This is a genomic window from Kribbella sp. NPDC004875, from assembly GCF_042873375.1.
In the GTDB taxonomy this organism is placed as follows: domain Bacteria; phylum Actinomycetota; class Actinomycetes; order Propionibacteriales; family Kribbellaceae; genus Kribbella.
The window spans coordinates 821480-836717 of record NZ_JBIALI010000005.1 but is presented as its reverse complement, the minus strand read 5'-3'; the positions used below and the strand labels follow the sequence as shown (position 1 = coordinate 836717).

Sequence of the window (15238 nt, the reverse complement as noted above, 5' to 3'; positions counted from 1 at the left end):
AGGAAGACGTTCAACGCCTGTGGACGGGGTTAATGCATCTTTCGGCATTGACTTTCGGCACGCTGTTGAGTTCTCAAGAATCGGACGCACACCGCAGTCTGGCCTTGCAGCCAGGCTCCCGGGGCAACCTGCGTTACTCTACCGGATCAGATCCACCGAGTCAAGTCCCAGTTTTTCTGACCCCCACCCGCGTCTTGCTGGCCGACCCGAGTCCGAAGACACGTTCCGGCTGAGCTAGCCTTTGGGGGTTTTGGAGCGACCGGCCGCTTTCGCGTCCCGCGCCTCGCTTCCAACAAGAAGAACATTACGTGGCTCCCAGGTGGCCGGTCAAATCGGGCCCCGGTGGGCAGCATCACAGGCTTGTAATTTGCCTTCGACAACCTCGATGTGGGAGTGGGCGGCTCCCACATCCGAGCCGTCAGCCCTGGGTCGGTGTCGCCAGAACCCCTGCAAAAGAACGCTTCCCACGCCGCAGCACCAGCACACCACCGGGCAGCAGGTCGTCGGCGGCCGGCACGTACTCCGCGTCCTTCACCTTCTCGTTGTTCAGGTACGCGCCACCTTCGGCGACCGTCCGCCGGGCAGCCGACTTGCTGGCCACCAACCCCGACTTCACCAAGAGGTCGCCGTACGTCGGCATTGGCTCGCCGGCGCCGAGCTCGACATGGGGTGCTTCGCGGAGCGCCGCGACAAGGGTGGAACCGTCTAGTGACGCCAACTCCCCCTGACCGAACAGCGCCTTCGACGCTTCCTGCACCCGCCGAGTCTCCTCGGCCCCGTGGACCAAGGTCGTCACGTCCTCCGCCAGCACACGCTGCGCTTCCCGCGCCTGCGGTCGCTCAGCAGTCGCCTGCTCCAGCGCAGCCATCTCCTCCGCTGTACGGAAGGTGTAGAACCGCACCAGCTGCATCACGTCGCGGTCGTCGCTGTTGAACCAGAACTGGTAGAACGCGTACGGCGTCGTCAGCTCCCGGTCCAGCCACACGGTCCCGGACTCCGTCTTGCCGAACTTCGTCCCGTCCGCCTTGGTCACCAGGGGTGTGGCCAACGCATGCGCCTTGCCCTGCTCGGCACGCCGGATCAGCTCCACGCCGGCCGTCAGGTTCCCCCACTGGTCGCTACCGCCGGTCTGCAGCGTGCAGTTGTGCCGCCGGTACAGCTCGAGGAAGTCCAGCGACTGCAGCAACACGTAGCTGAACTCCGTGTAACTGATCCCCTGCTCCAACCGCGCCTTGACCACCTCACGACCGAGCATCCGGTTCACCGGGAAGTGCTTCCCGATGTCCCGCAGGAAGTCGAGCGTGTTGAGGTCCTTGGTCCAGTCGTAGTTGTTGACGATCCGCGCCGGGTTCGGCAGCGACTCGTCGAAGTCGATGAACTTCTCCACCTGGACGCGGACCTTCTCGACCCAGTCCTGGACGACGTCCTTCGCGTTCAGCACGCGCTCCGACGTCTCCTTGGGGTCACCGATCAACCCGGTGGCGCCACCGACCAGTCCGATCGGGTTGTGACCCGCCAGCTGGAGTCGCCGCAGCGTCAGCAGCTGCAACAGGTTCCCCATGTGCAGGCTGGGCGCGGTGGGGTCGAAACCGACATAGGAGGTGATCGGTCCAGCTGCCATCGAGGCCCGGAGGGCGTCTGGATCGGTGGAGTGGGCGATCAGGCCACGGCTCTCCAGGTCGTCAAGCACCTGAGTGCGGCGTTCGGTCACTAGTTCTCTCCTCGAGTACGTCGGTCAGTACTAGTGTCCTGTACGCCGGAGCGCTGCGGCTCAGGTGGGTTCGGGACGGGTGAGAACCGAACGGAGCTGTGGGCGGAGCGCATGTCCGTCCGGACCCTGCACCGTCACCGCGGTCGGGCGGTGTGGATCGTGAGCGCCCGGGTCCGCGTTCGGGACCGGTAGACCGTGCGACAGGACCTGCTCGGCCGGGGTGAGCTGACGGATGCCGATGGCGAGCACGTGGTCCGGGTGGGTCTGCGCGAAGTCGCCGTACAGCTGGGGGTCGTGCTGGCCGTCGTCGCCGATCAGGACCCAGCGGACGTTCGGGAACTCGCGCGCCAGCCGGCGGAGGGCAGTCCGCTTGTGTTCCTGTCCGCTACGGAACCATCCGGTGTTCGTCGGCCCCCAGTCCGTCATCAGCAACGGCCCAGGCGGGTATCCGTGCCGGGCGAAGAAGCGGGTCAGCGTCGGTGCGGTGTTCCAGGCCCCGGTCGACAGATAGAACATCGGCGCACCCGGGTGGTCGGCCAGCAGTTCGTCGTACAGCCCTGCCATCCCTGGTACGACGCGGCGCGCCTGCTCGTCGCGGACGAACGTGTTCCACGCCGCGATCAACGGCCGCGGCAGCATCGTCAGGATCACCGTGTCGTCGATGTCGCTGACCAGTCCGAAGGTCGCGTCCGGATCCGGGACGAAGATCCGCGCCCGGGCCTTGCGGTCGCCGTGCACGCCCAGGGCGATCTCGTGCCACCCCGGCGGCAGCACCACCGGCACGGTCAGGTCGATGAAGCCGCCGCGGTCGGTGACGGTCTCGAAGGTCTGCCCGGCGACGATGACCGTCACCGGCACCTTGGTCGCCGGTGCGGTGACGAACGCGCGCCAGCCGCGCACCACCTGGTCCTCGTCGTACCGCGGCTGGTTGCGCGGGTCCCGGCCGAGCACCACGCGCGCGAGCACGCGGACGAACTCGGTGTTGCCGTAGCCGACCTGCGGGATGATCCGCTCCTGCCAGCCGCGCCGTCGCAGCACCGCCTGCACCCCGACGTTGAACCAGTCCTCGAGTCGGGACGCGTAGTGCGGACGGGCCATACCGGAAACCTACCCGGCGCACGGGCCGCTAGTCGTGCTCACTCGCGGTCCGTGGACACCTTTGACCTGCCGTTCACGAACTGTCGGTCCGATCTCGTAGCGTCCTCCCATGACAGCTGTAGGAATGTGCTTCCCGCGGACCTACCCGGCCGCTCTGGTCACCGACGTCGCGCGCCGTCTCGAGCACGGCGGCGCGGACGAGCTGTGGATCATCGAGGACTGCTTCTTCACCGCCGGCCCGTCGCTGGTCTCCGCGGCCCTGACGTCGACCGAGCGACTCACGGTCGGCCTCGGCATCGTGCCCGCGGTCGCGCGCACCGCGGCGGTGACCGCGATGGAGTTCGCGACGTTGGAGGCGCTCGGCCCCGGGCGGTTCCTTCCGGGTATCGGCCACGGCGTGCAGGGGTGGATGGGGCAGATGGGCGTCCGGCCGAAGTCGCCGCTGACGACTCTTGACGAGGTCACCACGACCGTCACCCGGCTGCTCGCCGGCGAGGAGGTCAGCTTCGAGGGGCAGACGGTCTTCCTCGACAAGGTGAAGCTGGACGCGCCGCCGGCCCAGGTTCCGCCGATCCTGCTCGGCGTCCAGGGGCCGAAGTCGATGGCCCTGGCCGGCCGGGTCGCCGACGGTGTCGTGCTCGCCGAGCCCGCGACCGCGCCGTACGTGCGTGAGTCGGTCGAGTACGCCGGATCGCCCGATGGGTTCGTGGTGGCGGTGTTCGCGGCGATGTGCGTGCGGCCGGACCGCAAGGCGGCGTACGAGTGGACGGCGCCCTGGCTCGGGTGGCGGATCGGCGAGCGGCCGCCGCAGCTCGCCGCGCTGCCGTTCTTCGACGACATGAAGAAGCTGTACGACGAGTCCGGCGAGGCCGGCCTGGTCGGGATGCCGGCCGATTGGTGGACGGCGATCGGCGCGATCGGGACGCTCGACGACGCGGCAACCCACCTCGAGACCCTCGAGGCCGCCGGCGTGCACCACATCGGTCTGTTTCCGGACCCCGAGGTCGAGCACGGGCTCCCCCAGCTGGACCACGTGCTCGAGTTGTCGAACCGCTAGGCGCGCTTCTTCGGGACGTGTGGGCGGTACGGCGAGACGCTCGGATCGTTCGGGATCCAGAACCGCCACGGCCGGTCGGCGGCCTCGCGCAGGCCGACTCGCGGTCCGGTCGACGGCTCGCCGACGAAGCCGGGTCCGGGGAGGAGCTGGACGGCCGAGTCCTCGGCAAGCAGGTCGATGCCGTTGCCCTCGCGTCCGATGCCGAGGGCAACACACAGGCGCGCCGGACCGCGCGCGAGGTCGCGGTCCGGGTTGACCCTCGGGCGTTTGACGACCGGCCCGGCTTTCACCTGGTTGAAGGCGGACTTCTGAGTGGCCACCGGCCCACGGCGGGCGCGGGCGAGGTCGACGCCTTCGATGACCTCGCCGGCCCGCAGCAGGGCGGCCGACGGTTTGCCTTCGGGGCCGATGACGACGTTCATGCAGAAGTGCATGCCGTACGTGAAGTACACGTAGAGGAAGCCCGCCGGTCCGAACATCACCGCGTTCCGGGGCGTCTCCCCACGGTACGCATGCGAGCCGGGGTCGTTCGGCCCGTCGTACGCCTCGACCTCGGTGAGCCGGACCGCGACGGTCCCTTCGGCGGTGGTGCTGCGCAGCACCATGCCGAGCAGCTTCGGAGCCACGTCCAGCACGGGACCACTGAGCGACGAACGACGTACCGGCATGCGCAGCACCCTAGGCGAGGCGGGTGCTGAACTCCGTCGCCCGGGTCCGCAGCTCCGCCAGTTGCTCGGCGACGCGGTCCTGAGCGGTTCCGCCACGCGTATTGCGGGACGCCAAGGACCCTTCGACCGTGAGGACCGAGCGGACCTCGGGCGTGAGGTGCGGGGAGATCGCGGCGAGGTCCTCGTCGGTCAGGTCCCACAGCTCGATGCCGCGCTTCTCGCACTCCTGGACGCAGGCGCCGGCCAGTTCGTGCGCGACCCGGAACGGGACCTGCTGCCGGACCAGCCATTCGGCGATATCGGTCGCCAGCGAGAAGCCCTGCGGTGCGAGCTCCGCGAGCCGGTCGGAGTTGAAGCGCAGCGTCCGGATCATCCCGGTGAACGCGGGCAGCAGCACCTGCAGGGTGTCGATGGAGTCGAAGACCGGCTCCTTGTCCTCCTGCAGATCCCGGTTGTACGCGAGCGGCTGCGCCTTCAGCGTGGCCAGCAGACCGCTCAGGTTGCCGATCAGCCGCCCGGCCTTGCCTCGGGCGAGCTCGGCGATGTCCGGGTTCTTCTTCTGCGGCATGATGCTCGACCCGGTCGAGAACGCGTCGTCCAGCTCGACGAAACCGAACTCCTTCGTCGCCCAGATGATCACCTCCTCGGCCTGCCGGGACAGGTCGATCCCGATCTGCGCGGTGACGAACGCGAACTCCGCCACGAAGTCCCGCGACGACGTTCCGTCGATCGAGTTCGCCGACGAATTCGTGAAGCCCAGCTCGGTCGCGACGAAGACCGGGTCCAGGCCCAGCGAGCTGCCGGCCAGGGCGCCGGAGCCGTACGGCGAGTCCGCGGCGACGCGCGCGTCCCAGTCGGCAAGCCGATCGAGGTCGCGGATCAGCGGCCAGGCGTGCGCGAGCAGGTGGTGCGAGAGCAGCACCGGCTGGGCGTGCTGCAGGTGAGTCCGCCCCGGCATCGCGACACCGAGGTGCTGCTCGGCCTGGTCTGCCAGCGTGGTGATCTGGTCCAGCACCAGTCGCGCGATGATCCGGCCCTGCTCCCGCAGGTACGCCTTGAACAGCGTCGCGACCTGGTCGTTCCGCGACCGCCCGGCCCGCAGTCGCCCACCCAGCTCCGGCCCCAGCCGGTCGAGCAGCCCGTGCTCCAGCGCGGTGTGCACGTCCTCGTCCGCCTCAGCCGGCAGGAACTTCCCCGCGAGCACGTCGTCAAGAAGCGCGTCGAGCCCGGCCAACATCGCCGCCAGATCCTCGTCGCTCAGCAGCCCGGCCTTGTGCAGCACCTTCGCGTGCGCCTTCGACCCGGCAATGTCGTACGGCGCCAGTCGCCAGTCGAACTGCGTCGACTTGCTGAGGGCCGCCAACGCATCCGCCGGACCGCCTGCGAACCGCCCACCCCACAGCGCGGCGTTCTCTCCAGTACTCACAAAGTCATCCTCTCAGTCACTTGCTCAACAGCGCGCGCCAGGTCGCGGCATCGCCCGGCGCGTACGCCCGGCTGAAGCCGCATCCGAACGCGTAGGCGTCTTTCAACGGATCGGTTCCGCCCCACCGCGGTTCGCCGGCGATGAGCAGCCGGGTGCCCACGGTGTAGTCGGGGAACTCGACGGACACGTCGTACCCGGATCCCCGTGGTGGGGTGATGGTGCGTACCGTCACTGTCAGGGGGCCGCCGGCCGGTTTGAACCACTCGTGGACCGTGAAGGTCAGCAAATAGCTCGGGACCGCCCCGTCCGACGTACGCACGGCCTTCTGGACCGTACCGTCGAAGGCGAACGCGCGCTTCTTCAGCTCCGCCGGCGAATACCCGACAACGCAGGAGCCGGCGATCCCTCCCGAGCGGGACGGCGGAGGGCTCGGCTGAGGCGAGCTGGCTCGTGGGCCGGGAATCGCGACCGGGTCCGGCTCCGAGGCGCCACGGTTGATCGCGACGCCGCCGATGACCGCGGCGGCGGTCGCCGTAGCGGCCAGCGCGGGCACAAGCACCCGGCGACGAACACTGCGGGTACGCCGTGATCGCGCGGCGGCCTCGTCCAGCTGTCGGCGGGCGTGAGCGAGAACCTCCGCGGACGGCGGTGGAACCGCGCCGGCGGACTTCAGGTCGTCCCAGTGATCGGTGGGGTTCATCGGCCGGCCTCCTGTCGGGTCGTTGGGGGGTCGTTGAGTTGCTCGTCCATTCGTTGGCGGGCTCGGTGCAACCGCGAGCGAGCGGTACCAGGTGGGATACCGAGCACCTGCGCGGCCTCGGTCGGGGTCAGGTTCTCCCAGGCGACCAGGAGTAACAGTTCGCGCTCGACGGCGGGCAGTTCGCGCAGTGCCACCTTCAGAGCGGGTCCGAGGGCTGCGGCATCCAGGCGGGCGTCGACCGCGTCCGTCTCGTCCACAGGTCGCTCGAAGCCGAGCAGCCTGGGCACGCGACGCTTGCGGTAGTAGCCGTGCAGCACGTGCCGAGCCACTCCGAACAGCCAGGCGCGCGCGGAGCCCAGATCGGGGTCGTACGACGAGCGACCGGCGTACGCCGCGACCCACACCTCCCCGAGCAGGTCGTCCGCGACTCCGTCAGCCGTACGGCGGCTCAGGTACGCGTGGATGTCGGCGCCGTGCTCATCGACCTGCGCCACGAACCATTCGTCCATCGCCGCTCCCCTCCGCCCACCTCACCTGGTACTTGGCGACGGCCGGCGTCAGCGTTCGCTACTTGGGTTCGCGAGCGGCGAGGGACAGGAAGCGGGCGGCCAGGGACTCACCGCCGGTGGGGTTGCGGGAGACGACCATGACGGTGTCGTCGCCGGCGATGGTGCCGAGGACGTCGTCCAGGCCGACGTGGTCGATCGCCGACGCGAAGTACTGGGCCGCCCCCGGCGGGGTTCGCAGGATGACGAGATTGGCGCTGCCCTCGGCCGACACCAGGAGCTCGGACGCCACTCGGGCCAGGCGAGCCTCGAAAGCGGCCGCCTCGCCCGCGCGCGGCGTACGGTCGCCACCTTCACCCGGTACGGCGTACACGAGCTGGCCGGACGCGTCGCGGACCTTCACCGCGCCGATCTCGACCAGGTCGCGGGACAACGTCGCCTGCCCGACCACGAGACCCGAGGCGGCGAGCAGGTCCGCCAGCTCGGTCTGCGACCGCACCGGCTGCCGACCGAGCAGGTCGACGATCCGCTGCTGCCGCGCGGTCTTCGTAGTCGGTACGGCGGTACTCATCCACGTCCTCGCTTCGCTCCGGGCGCGGAGGAGACGCGACAGGCGCTGTGCCTGATGATGAGCTCGCTGCGCTCACTCATGCCTCAAAGCTCCTTGCCAACAGCCACGACAGCAGCGCCTTCTGCGCGTGCAGCCGGTTCTCGGCCTCGTCCCAGACGACCGACTGCGGTCCGTCGATCACAGCCGCCTCGATCTCCTTGCCACGATAGGCGGGCAGGCAATGCAGGACGATCGCGTCCGGTTTCGCCTTGGCGAGCAGCTGTTCGGTGACGGCGTACGGCACGAACGGCGCCTCGCGGTCGGCCGCCTCGGCCTCCTGCCCCATCGACACCCAGGTGTCGGTGGCGATGACGTCGGCACCGTCGACCGCCGCGACCTCGTCGGCCGTCCAGGCGACCGAACCCCCGGTCGTCGCCGCGATCTCGGCGGCACGCGCCAGGATGGCGGGATCCGGCTGGTAGTCCGCCGGCGAGCCAACGACGACGTGCATGCCGGCGGTCGCGCCGCCCAGCAGGTAGGAGTGCGCCATGTTGTTGGCCCCGTCGCCCAGGTAGACCAGCTTCAGCCCGGCCGTCGCACCCTTGTGCTGCCGCACGGTCTGCAGGTCGGCGAGGATCTGGCACGGGTGGAATTCGTCGGTCAGCGCGTTGATCACCGGTACCGACGACGCCGCGGCCATCTCCTCGATCCGCGTCTGCCCGAACGTCCGCCAGACGATCGCCGCGACCTGCCGGTCGAGCACCCGCGCGGTGTCCGCGATCGGCTCGCCGCGCCCGAGCTGCGAGGTCTGCGCGTCGATGATCAGCGGCGTACCGCCCAGCTCGGCGATCCCGACCGCGAACGAGATCCGGGTCCGCGTCGACGTCTTGTCGAAGATCACCGCGACGGTCTTCGGCCCGCTCAACGGCTGATGACCGTGCCGGTCGCCCGCCAGTTGCGCTGCCAGCGTCAGTACTTCGTCCTGCTCGACCGGGCTGAGGTCGTCATCCCGCAGGAAATGCCTAACCATCAGACCTCCACCTGATCGAGCAGCCCGGGAAGGGCCGCGACGAAGCTGTCCACATCAGACTTGCTCAGGACGTACGGCGGCGCCAGCCGCAACGCGTTCGGGACCGGGTTGTTGATCACGAAGCCCGCCTCCAGCGCCGCCGCCGCGACCTGGTCCGACACCGGCTCCGCCAGCTCGATCGCCAGCAGCAACCCGCGGCCGCGGACGCCGGTGATCATCGGATGGTCGAGCGCGATCACCGACGACGCGAGGTGGTTGCCAACGGCATTCACCTGGGCGAGCAACCCGTCCCGCTCGATCACCGTCAGTACCGCGAGCCCGGCGATCGCCGCGACCGGGTTGCCACCGAACGTGGTGCCGTGGTTGCCCGGCTGCAGCAGGTCGGCCGCCGCGCCGAGTCCGACGCACGCGCCGATCGGGATGCCCGCACCGAGGCCCTTCGCCAGCGTCACGATGTCCGGCACGATGCCCTCGGGCTGGTACGCGAACCAGGTCCCGGTCCGTCCGACCCCGGTCTGGATCTCGTCGATCCACAGCAGCGCGCCGTGCTCGGAGGTGATCCGCCGCGCCGCCTGCAGGTATCCGGCCGGCGGTACGACGACGCCGTTCTCCCCCTGGATCGGTTCGAGCACCACCGCCGCGGTCTCGTCGTCCACCGCGGCCGCCAGCGCGGCGACATCGCCGTACGGGACGAACTCGACGTCGCCCGGCAGCGGCGCGAAGGCCTCGCGGTACGCCGGCTTCCAGGTCACCGCGAGCGCGCCCATCGACCGTCCGTGGAAGGCGCCGACGGTCGACACGATCTTGGTCCGGCCGGTGCGCCGGGTGATCTTGAAGGCGGCCTCGTTCGCCTCGGTGCCGGAGTTGGTGAAGAACACCTTGCCGGGCGCCTCGAACAGCGCGAGCAGCTTCTCGGCCAGCGCGATCTGCGGCGCGGACGCGAAGAAGTTCGAGACGTGGCCGAGGGTGGCGAGCTGCGAGGTCACGGCGGACACCACGAACGGGTGCGCGTGGCCGAGGCAGTTCACCGCGATCCCACCGAGCAGGTCGAGGTACTTGTTGCCGTCGGCGTCCCACAGGTACGCGCCCTCGCCGCGGACCAGCACCCGCTTCGGTGCGCCGAAGGTGTTCATCAGCGCACCGGCGTACCGCTCGGTGAGGGCGGCTTGCGAGCCGTCGACAGTTACCAGTTCGGTCATGACGGGATCACCTGGGTTCCGCTTCCGGCGTCGGTGAAGATCTCGAGGAGCAGGGAGTGGGGAACGCGGCCGTCGATGACGGTCGCGCGGGAGACGCCGGACTCGACGGCGCGCAGGCAGGCCTCCATCTTCGGGACCATGCCGGAGGCCAGCGACGGCAGCAGCTCCGCGAGTTCGGCGGTGTCGATCTGGGTGATGATCTCGTCGCTGTCCGGCCAGTTCCGGTAGAGCCCGGCGACATCGGTGAGTACGACGAGCTTCTCCGCACCGAGCGCCGAAGCCAGCGCCGCGGCCGCGGTGTCCGCGTTCACGTTGTGCGCCTGGCCGTCCTCGTCCGGCGCGATCGTCGACACCACCGGGATCCGGCCGGCGTCGATCAGGTCGACGACCGCCTCCGGCCGGACCTCGACCACGTCGCCGACCAGCCCGATGTCGACGTGCTCACCGTCGACGAGAGCGGTGCGCCGCTCCGCGGTGAACAGGCCCGCGTCCTCGCCGGACATGCCGACCGCGAACGGCCCGTGCGCGTTCAGCAGGCCGACCAGTTCCCGGCCGACCTTGCCGACCAGCACCATGCCGACGACATCCATCGCCTCGGGTGTGGTGACCCGCAGCCCGCCGCGGAACTCGCTGTCGATCCCGAGCCGCCCGAGCATGTCGCTGATCTGCGGTCCGCCCCCGTGCACGACGACGACCCGCACCCCGGCGTACCGGAGGAAGACGATGTCCTCCGCGAACGCGCGCTTGAGTTTCTCGTCGACCATCGCGTTGCCGCCGTACTTCACCACGACGGTCTTGCCGTGGAACTGCTTCAGCCACGGCAACGCTTCGGTCAGGACGGCTGCTTTTTCGACAACCTCTTGCATGTTCACGAGGAGTAGGCCGAGTTCTCTTCGACGTAGGCGTGGGACAGGTCGGTGGTGAGCACGGTCGCGGACGCGGGCCCGGCGTGCAGATCGATCAGTACGTCGATCTCCGGGCCGCTGAGATCCGCCTCGGATCGGTCGACGCCCTTGCCCCCGGCGACGCAGATCGCGGCGCCGTTCAGCGTGATGTCGAGCAGCGCCGGGTCGAACGCGGTCGGGGCGTTGCCGACCGCCATCGCGATCCGGCCCCAGTTCGGGTCGGAGGCGAAGAACGCGGTCTTGCAGAGATTGTCCTCGGCAACGATCTTCGCGGCGACCAGCGCCTCGGCCTCGGTCGCCGCGCCCTGCACCGTGATGCTCACATGCTTGGTGACACCCTCCGCGTCCGCCTGCAACTGCTTCACCAGGTCAGCAGCCAGAACGGTCAGCGCGGCCTCGAAGGCCTCGGGGGTCACGGTCACGCCGGAGGCGCCCGAGCTGAGCAGCAGGACGGTGTCGTTGGTCGACGTACCGCCGTCGACGTCGAGGCGGTTGAAGGTCTTGCCGACCGCGTTCCGCAGCGCGTGGTCGAGGTGCGGCTGGTCGAGGACGGCGTCGGTGGTGATGACGCTCAGCATCGTCGCCATGTTCGGCGCGCACATCCCGGCGCCCTTCGCGAACCCGCCGATACTCCAGCCGTCGGCGTGCTCGAGCGCTGCCTGCTTCGGCACGTTGTCGGTCGTCATCACCGCGGTCGCCGCTGCGAGCCCCGCCTCGGGACCATCGGCCAGCGCGGCGACCGCCTTGTCGATCCCGGGGACGAGTGCGTCCATCGGGAGGCGTTCACCGATCAGGCCGGTCGAGCAGACGCCGATTTCGGCGGCGCCGACGCCAAGCACGTCGGCGAGCTTCTCCGCGGTCTTGTGGGTGTCCTGGAAACCCTCCGGTCCGGTGCACGCGTTCGCACCGCCCGAGTTCAGGACGACGGCCTTGAGCTTGCCGGCGGTCAGGACCTGCTGCGACCAGAGCACCGGCGCGGCCTTCACCTTGTTGGTGGTGAAGACGCCGGCGGCGACGTCGCGCGGGCCGTCGTTGACCACGACGGTGAGGTCCGGCGTACCGGCTGGTTTGATCCCGGCGATGACTCCGGCCGCGCGGAAACCCGCCGGCGCGGTCACTCCGGCGCTCCGATCGACCTGAGTGTCCGGAGTGACAGCTGTCGTCACGGGGCTACTCCTACGAGAGGCAGGGCCAAGGTCTCGTCGAGACCGGTGGCGAGGTTCATGCACTGCACGGCGGCGCCGGCGGTGCCCTTGGTGAGGTTGTCCATGGCGGCCACGACGACGGCGCGGCCGGTGCGCTGGTCGAGGGCGACCTGGAGCTGCACGGTGTTCGCGCCGAGGGTGGCCTGCGTCTGCGGCCACTGGCCCTCGGGCAGCAGGTGAATGAACGGCTCGCTCGCGTACGCGTCCTCGTACGCCTTCCGGAGTCCCGCGGCGTCGGTGCCCTCGGCAACCGGTGCGCTGCAGGTGGCGAGGATGCCACGGGCCATCGGCGCGAGCACCGGCGTGAACGAGACGCTGACCGGACCGTCGGCGTACGGCGTGAGGTTCTGCTCGATCTCCGGCGTATGGCGGTGCACGCCACCGACGCCGTACGCCGACGCGGATCCCATCACCTCGGCGCCGAGCAGATGCGCCTTCGGCGCCTTGCCCGCGCCCGACGTACCGCTGACGGCGACCACCACGAGCTGGGTGGCGTCGATCAGCCCCTGCTGTACGGCGGGGAGCAGCGCGAGCGTGGAGACGGTCGGGTAACACCCCGGTACGGCGACTCGGTTCGACCCGCGGAGCTTGTCCCGCTGCCCGGGGAGCTCCGGGAGCCCGTACGGCCACGAGCCGGCGTGCTCGCCTCCGTAGAACTCGGCCCACGCCTCGGCCTCGGTGAGCCGGAAGTCCGCGCCGCAGTCGATCACGGTGACGTCCTCGCCGAGCTGCTCGGCGATTCCGGCGGACTGTCCGTGCGGCAGCGCCAGGAACACCACGTCGTGACCGGCCAGCGTCTCCGCCGTGGTCTCGACCAGGATGCGCCCGGCCAGCGGCACGAGGTGCGGGTGGTGCGCGCCGAGCGCCGTACCGGCGTTCCCGCCGGCGGTCAGGGCGCCGATCTCCACCTCGGGGTGGCCGCTCAGCAACCGGAGCAGCTCGCCTCCCGCGTATCCACTCGCTCCGGCCACGGCCACCTTCACACTCATGTGAATGAGTATGCCATGAACCGGATGAATATCCAACAGCTTGGCCGGGTCATCCCATACCCACTTCCGGCCGAACCACTCACCTGTGATCCAGCTCATGTCACAACCGGCACCCCGCGCCGTGTCCGCAAGGGGGACGACGACCTGGAGGTGGATGTGATGGCTCGGATCGGGCTCGTACACGACCGGAACTGGTTCGTGCGACTGGTGGAATGGGGCAGCCGGCGGAAGTTCCGGAAGGTGCCGGATCCGGTGAAGGTGGCGTTGCACAACCGGCCGGTGCTGGTGTCGACGGCACTGCTGGAGACGACGGCGGGGCGGTGGAAGGCGCTGGACCCGGGGCTGAAGGCGCTCAGCGTGATGGTGGCATCGGCGCGGATCGGGTGCAGCTGGTGCATGGATTTCGGCTACTGGGAGTTCCATCACCAAGGCATCGACCCGGCGAAGCTGCGGGATGTGCCAAGGTGGCGGGACAGCGACGTCTACACGGATCTGGAGCGCGCGGTGATGGACTACACCGAGGCCATGACAGCGACACCGCCGGAGGTCACCGACGAGCAGGTCGACCGGCTGCGCCAGGATCTGTCCGAGAAGGAGCTGGTCGAACTGACCGCGGTCGCCGCGCTGGAGAACTTCCGCTCCCGGGTCAACGCCGCCGCCGGACTCACCAGCCAGGGCTTCAAGGAGTACTGCGAACTCAGGCCGGTGCAGTGAGCGACGACCAGCTGGCCCGGGAGTTCGCCGAGCACCGGTCCGTCCTGGTCGGAGCGGCGTACCGGGTGGTCGGGAGTGTGAGCGACGCGGAGGACGTGGTCCAGGAGGCGTGGCTGCGCTGGGCCGCGATCGACCACGAGGAGATCCGCGACCCGCGCGCGTACCTGATCCGGATCACCACCCGGCTCGCGCTCAACCGGCTCCGCGAGCAGAAGGCCCGGCGGGAGCAGTACGTCGGCCCGTGGCTGCCGGAACCGCTGGTCGCGGCGGACGACGACCCGGCCGCCGCGGTCGAGATGGCCGACTCGGTGAGCATGGCGATGCTCGTCGTCCTCGAGACCCTCTCGCCGCTCGAGCGCGCGACGTTCGTGCTGCGCGAGGTCTTCGATCTCCCGTACGACGAGATCGCGGACACCCTCGGCCGCTCGGAGTCCGCGGTCCGGCAGCTCGCGCACCGGGCCCGCGAACACGTGCACGCCCGGCAGCCGCGGCACCCCGTCGACAAGGCGCGGCACGACGAGCTGACCCTGCAGTTCATGCGGGCCGCCGGATCGGGCGACTTCGACCAAGTCGTCGCATTGCTCGCGCCGGACGCCGTACTGATCAGTGACGGCGGCGGGAAGAAGAAGGCGGCGCTGCGGCCGATCCACGGTGCGGAGAAGATCGCCCGCTGGCTGTTCGCGGTGCTCGCGGACAACCCGGGGTTCGAGATCCGGATGGCGACACTGAACGACGAGCTCGCCTACGTCGCGTACTTCGACGGCCGGCCGGACACCGTCGCGTTCCTGCACAGCACCAACGGTGTGATCACCGATCTCTACCTGATCCGGAACCCGGACAAGCTCGGAACCGTACCCCCGCTGCACGCCTTGGAGCCGTAGACTATCTGCAACTCAGTCGCAGATGGAGGTGCGGTGAAGTACCTGGAGATGGAACCGGACGAGGCCCTCGACCCGGGGTTGCGGGCGGACCTGCTGGATACCTGGGTCGCGGCCACGAACGCCGGCGGAGCGGTCGGGTACACCGCGCCGGCTCCGGTCGGGAAGATCGCCGAGAACCTGGACGGCGCGCTCGGCCGGGTCGGCGCCGGCCTCGACGTGCTCGGCGTTCTGCACACCGGCGAGCGGTACGCCGGGATGGGCATGCTGGTGAGTCGCGGCAGTGGCCTGCAGGCGCATTGGCGCACGGTGCTGCGGGTGATGGTTCATCCGGAGTACCAGGGCAACGGCGCCGGGCGGATGCTGATGGAGGGGCTGCGTGGTTCGGCGGTCGATCTCGGACTCGAGCAGTTGCAGCTCACGATCCGGGGCGGGCTCGGCCTGGAGAACTTCTACGGCCCGCTCGGCTTCCGCATCGTCGGCACCCACCCGCGTGCGGTCCGGGTCGCGCCTGACGACTACCGCGACGAGATCATGCTGGTGATGGATCTGTAGGCCATCACCATCACCATCACCATCGCCATCGCCGCGCTCGGGCCGGT

The 15238-nt window shown here is 69.6% G+C and carries 16 protein-coding genes; 4 read left to right on the top strand and 12 right to left on the bottom strand.

Annotated features, from left to right (window positions below; translation table 11 throughout):
* Positions 1-418 precede the first annotated feature (418 nt).
* A complete protein-coding gene (gene tyrS, locus ACFYRH_RS30505) occupies positions 419-1711 on the bottom strand; it encodes a tyrosine--tRNA ligase (protein WP_387782527.1) in 1293 nt (430 codons plus the stop codon).
* 60 nt (positions 1712-1771) lie between these two features.
* Complete coding sequence (locus ACFYRH_RS30500) at positions 1772-2809, bottom strand: App1 family protein (protein WP_387782525.1); 1038 nt, start codon at positions 2807-2809, stop codon at positions 1772-1774.
* 109 nt (positions 2810-2918) lie between these two features.
* Between ACFYRH_RS30500 and ACFYRH_RS30495 the strand changes: the two genes are divergently transcribed.
* Positions 2919-3866, top strand: coding sequence for an LLM class flavin-dependent oxidoreductase (locus ACFYRH_RS30495; RefSeq protein ID WP_387782523.1), 948 nt, complete (start codon positions 2919-2921; stop codon positions 3864-3866).
* On the opposite strand, the gene ACFYRH_RS30490 is transcribed toward ACFYRH_RS30495, so the two are convergent.
* The 10 genes from ACFYRH_RS30490 to argC form a co-directional block, all read right to left on the bottom strand.
* A complete protein-coding gene (locus ACFYRH_RS30490; protein ID WP_387782521.1) occupies positions 3863-4534 on the bottom strand; it encodes a DNA-3-methyladenine glycosylase in 672 nt (223 codons plus the stop codon). The two genes, ACFYRH_RS30495 and ACFYRH_RS30490, sit on opposite strands and share 4 nt — an antisense overlap.
* Before the next feature lie 10 nt (positions 4535-4544).
* Positions 4545-5960, bottom strand: coding sequence for an argininosuccinate lyase (argH, locus tag ACFYRH_RS30485; RefSeq protein WP_387782519.1), 1416 nt, complete (start codon positions 5958-5960; stop codon positions 4545-4547).
* Positions 5961-5976: 16 nt separating this feature from the next.
* The gene (locus ACFYRH_RS30480; RefSeq protein WP_387782517.1) at positions 5977-6660 is read right to left on the bottom strand and encodes a hypothetical protein; all 684 of its coding nucleotides are present in this window, start codon (positions 6658-6660) and stop codon (positions 5977-5979) included.
* On the bottom strand, positions 6657-7169 hold the full coding sequence (locus tag ACFYRH_RS30475) for an RNA polymerase sigma factor (RefSeq protein ID WP_387782515.1): 513 nt from the start codon (positions 7167-7169) through the stop codon (positions 6657-6659). The genes ACFYRH_RS30480 and ACFYRH_RS30475 overlap by 4 nt, the downstream gene beginning before the upstream one ends.
* A gap of 58 nt (positions 7170-7227) precedes the next feature.
* Positions 7228-7737 (bottom strand): arginine repressor, encoded by a 510-nt coding sequence (locus ACFYRH_RS30470; RefSeq protein ID WP_387782513.1) that lies wholly within the window; start codon positions 7735-7737, stop codon positions 7228-7230.
* Positions 7738-7813: 76 nt separating this feature from the next.
* Complete coding sequence (argF, locus tag ACFYRH_RS30465) at positions 7814-8746, bottom strand: ornithine carbamoyltransferase (RefSeq protein WP_387782512.1); 933 nt, start codon at positions 8744-8746, stop codon at positions 7814-7816.
* Entirely contained in the window at positions 8746-9945 is a 1200-nt protein-coding gene (locus tag ACFYRH_RS30460) for an acetylornithine transaminase (RefSeq protein ID WP_387782510.1), read from the bottom strand. Before ACFYRH_RS30460 ends, argF begins: the two co-directional genes overlap by 1 nt.
* Positions 9942-10811 carry an acetylglutamate kinase gene (argB, locus tag ACFYRH_RS30455; RefSeq protein WP_387782508.1) on the bottom strand — a complete coding sequence of 290 codons (870 nt, stop codon included), beginning with the start codon at positions 10809-10811 and terminating at the stop codon, positions 9942-9944. Before argB ends, ACFYRH_RS30460 begins: the two co-directional genes overlap by 4 nt.
* Positions 10812-10813: 2 nt before the next feature.
* Entirely contained in the window at positions 10814-12016 is a 1203-nt protein-coding gene (gene argJ, locus ACFYRH_RS30450) for a bifunctional glutamate N-acetyltransferase/amino-acid acetyltransferase ArgJ (RefSeq protein WP_387782506.1), read from the bottom strand.
* Entirely contained in the window at positions 12013-13044 is a 1032-nt protein-coding gene (gene argC / locus ACFYRH_RS30445; protein WP_387782504.1) for an N-acetyl-gamma-glutamyl-phosphate reductase, read from the bottom strand. Before argC ends, argJ begins: the two co-directional genes overlap by 4 nt.
* Before the next feature lie 159 nt (positions 13045-13203).
* On the opposite strand from argC, the gene ACFYRH_RS30440 reads away from it, so the two are divergent.
* From ACFYRH_RS30440 to ACFYRH_RS30430, 3 genes are read left to right on the top strand one after another with little or no spacing between them, the layout of a single operon-like run.
* The gene (locus ACFYRH_RS30440) at positions 13204-13758 is read left to right on the top strand and encodes a carboxymuconolactone decarboxylase family protein (RefSeq protein WP_387782502.1); all 555 of its coding nucleotides are present in this window, start codon (positions 13204-13206) and stop codon (positions 13756-13758) included.
* On the top strand, positions 13755-14639 hold the full coding sequence (locus ACFYRH_RS30435; RefSeq protein WP_387782500.1) for an RNA polymerase sigma-70 factor: 885 nt from the start codon (positions 13755-13757) through the stop codon (positions 14637-14639). Before ACFYRH_RS30440 ends, ACFYRH_RS30435 begins: the two co-directional genes overlap by 4 nt.
* 33 nt (positions 14640-14672) lie before the next feature.
* Positions 14673-15191: a GNAT family N-acetyltransferase gene (locus ACFYRH_RS30430; RefSeq protein WP_387782498.1), complete on the top strand. Its 519-nt coding sequence runs from the start codon at positions 14673-14675 to the stop codon at positions 15189-15191.
* Positions 15192-15238: the final 47 nt, after the last annotated feature.

Excerpts from the sequence above, each read along its gene's own strand:
- ACFYRH_RS30500 (WP_387782525.1), bottom strand. The coding sequence starts at position 2,809 with ATGGCCCGTCCGCACTACGCGTCCCGACTCGAGGACTGGTTCAACGTC.
- ACFYRH_RS30495 (WP_387782523.1), top strand. The coding sequence starts at position 2,919 with ATGACAGCTGTAGGAATGTGCTTCCCGCGGACCTACCCGGCCGCTCTG.
- ACFYRH_RS30490 (WP_387782521.1), bottom strand. The coding sequence starts at position 4,534 with ATGCCGGTACGTCGTTCGTCGCTCAGTGGTCCCGTGCTGGACGTGGCT.
- ACFYRH_RS30480 (WP_387782517.1), bottom strand. The coding sequence starts at position 6,660 with ATGAACCCCACCGATCACTGGGACGACCTGAAGTCCGCCGGCGCGGTT.
- ACFYRH_RS30475 (WP_387782515.1), bottom strand. The coding sequence starts at position 7,169 with ATGGACGAATGGTTCGTGGCGCAGGTCGATGAGCACGGCGCCGACATC.
- ACFYRH_RS30470 (WP_387782513.1), bottom strand. The coding sequence starts at position 7,737 with ATGAGTACCGCCGTACCGACTACGAAGACCGCGCGGCAGCAGCGGATC.
- argF (WP_387782512.1), bottom strand. The coding sequence starts at position 8,746 with ATGGTTAGGCATTTCCTGCGGGATGACGACCTCAGCCCGGTCGAGCAG.
- ACFYRH_RS30460 (WP_387782510.1), bottom strand. The coding sequence starts at position 9,945 with ATGACCGAACTGGTAACTGTCGACGGCTCGCAAGCCGCCCTCACCGAG.
- argB (WP_387782508.1), bottom strand. The coding sequence starts at position 10,811 with ATGCAAGAGGTTGTCGAAAAAGCAGCCGTCCTGACCGAAGCGTTGCCG.
- argC (WP_387782504.1), bottom strand. The coding sequence starts at position 13,044 with ATGAGTGTGAAGGTGGCCGTGGCCGGAGCGAGTGGATACGCGGGAGGC.
- ACFYRH_RS30440 (WP_387782502.1), top strand. The coding sequence starts at position 13,204 with ATGGCTCGGATCGGGCTCGTACACGACCGGAACTGGTTCGTGCGACTG.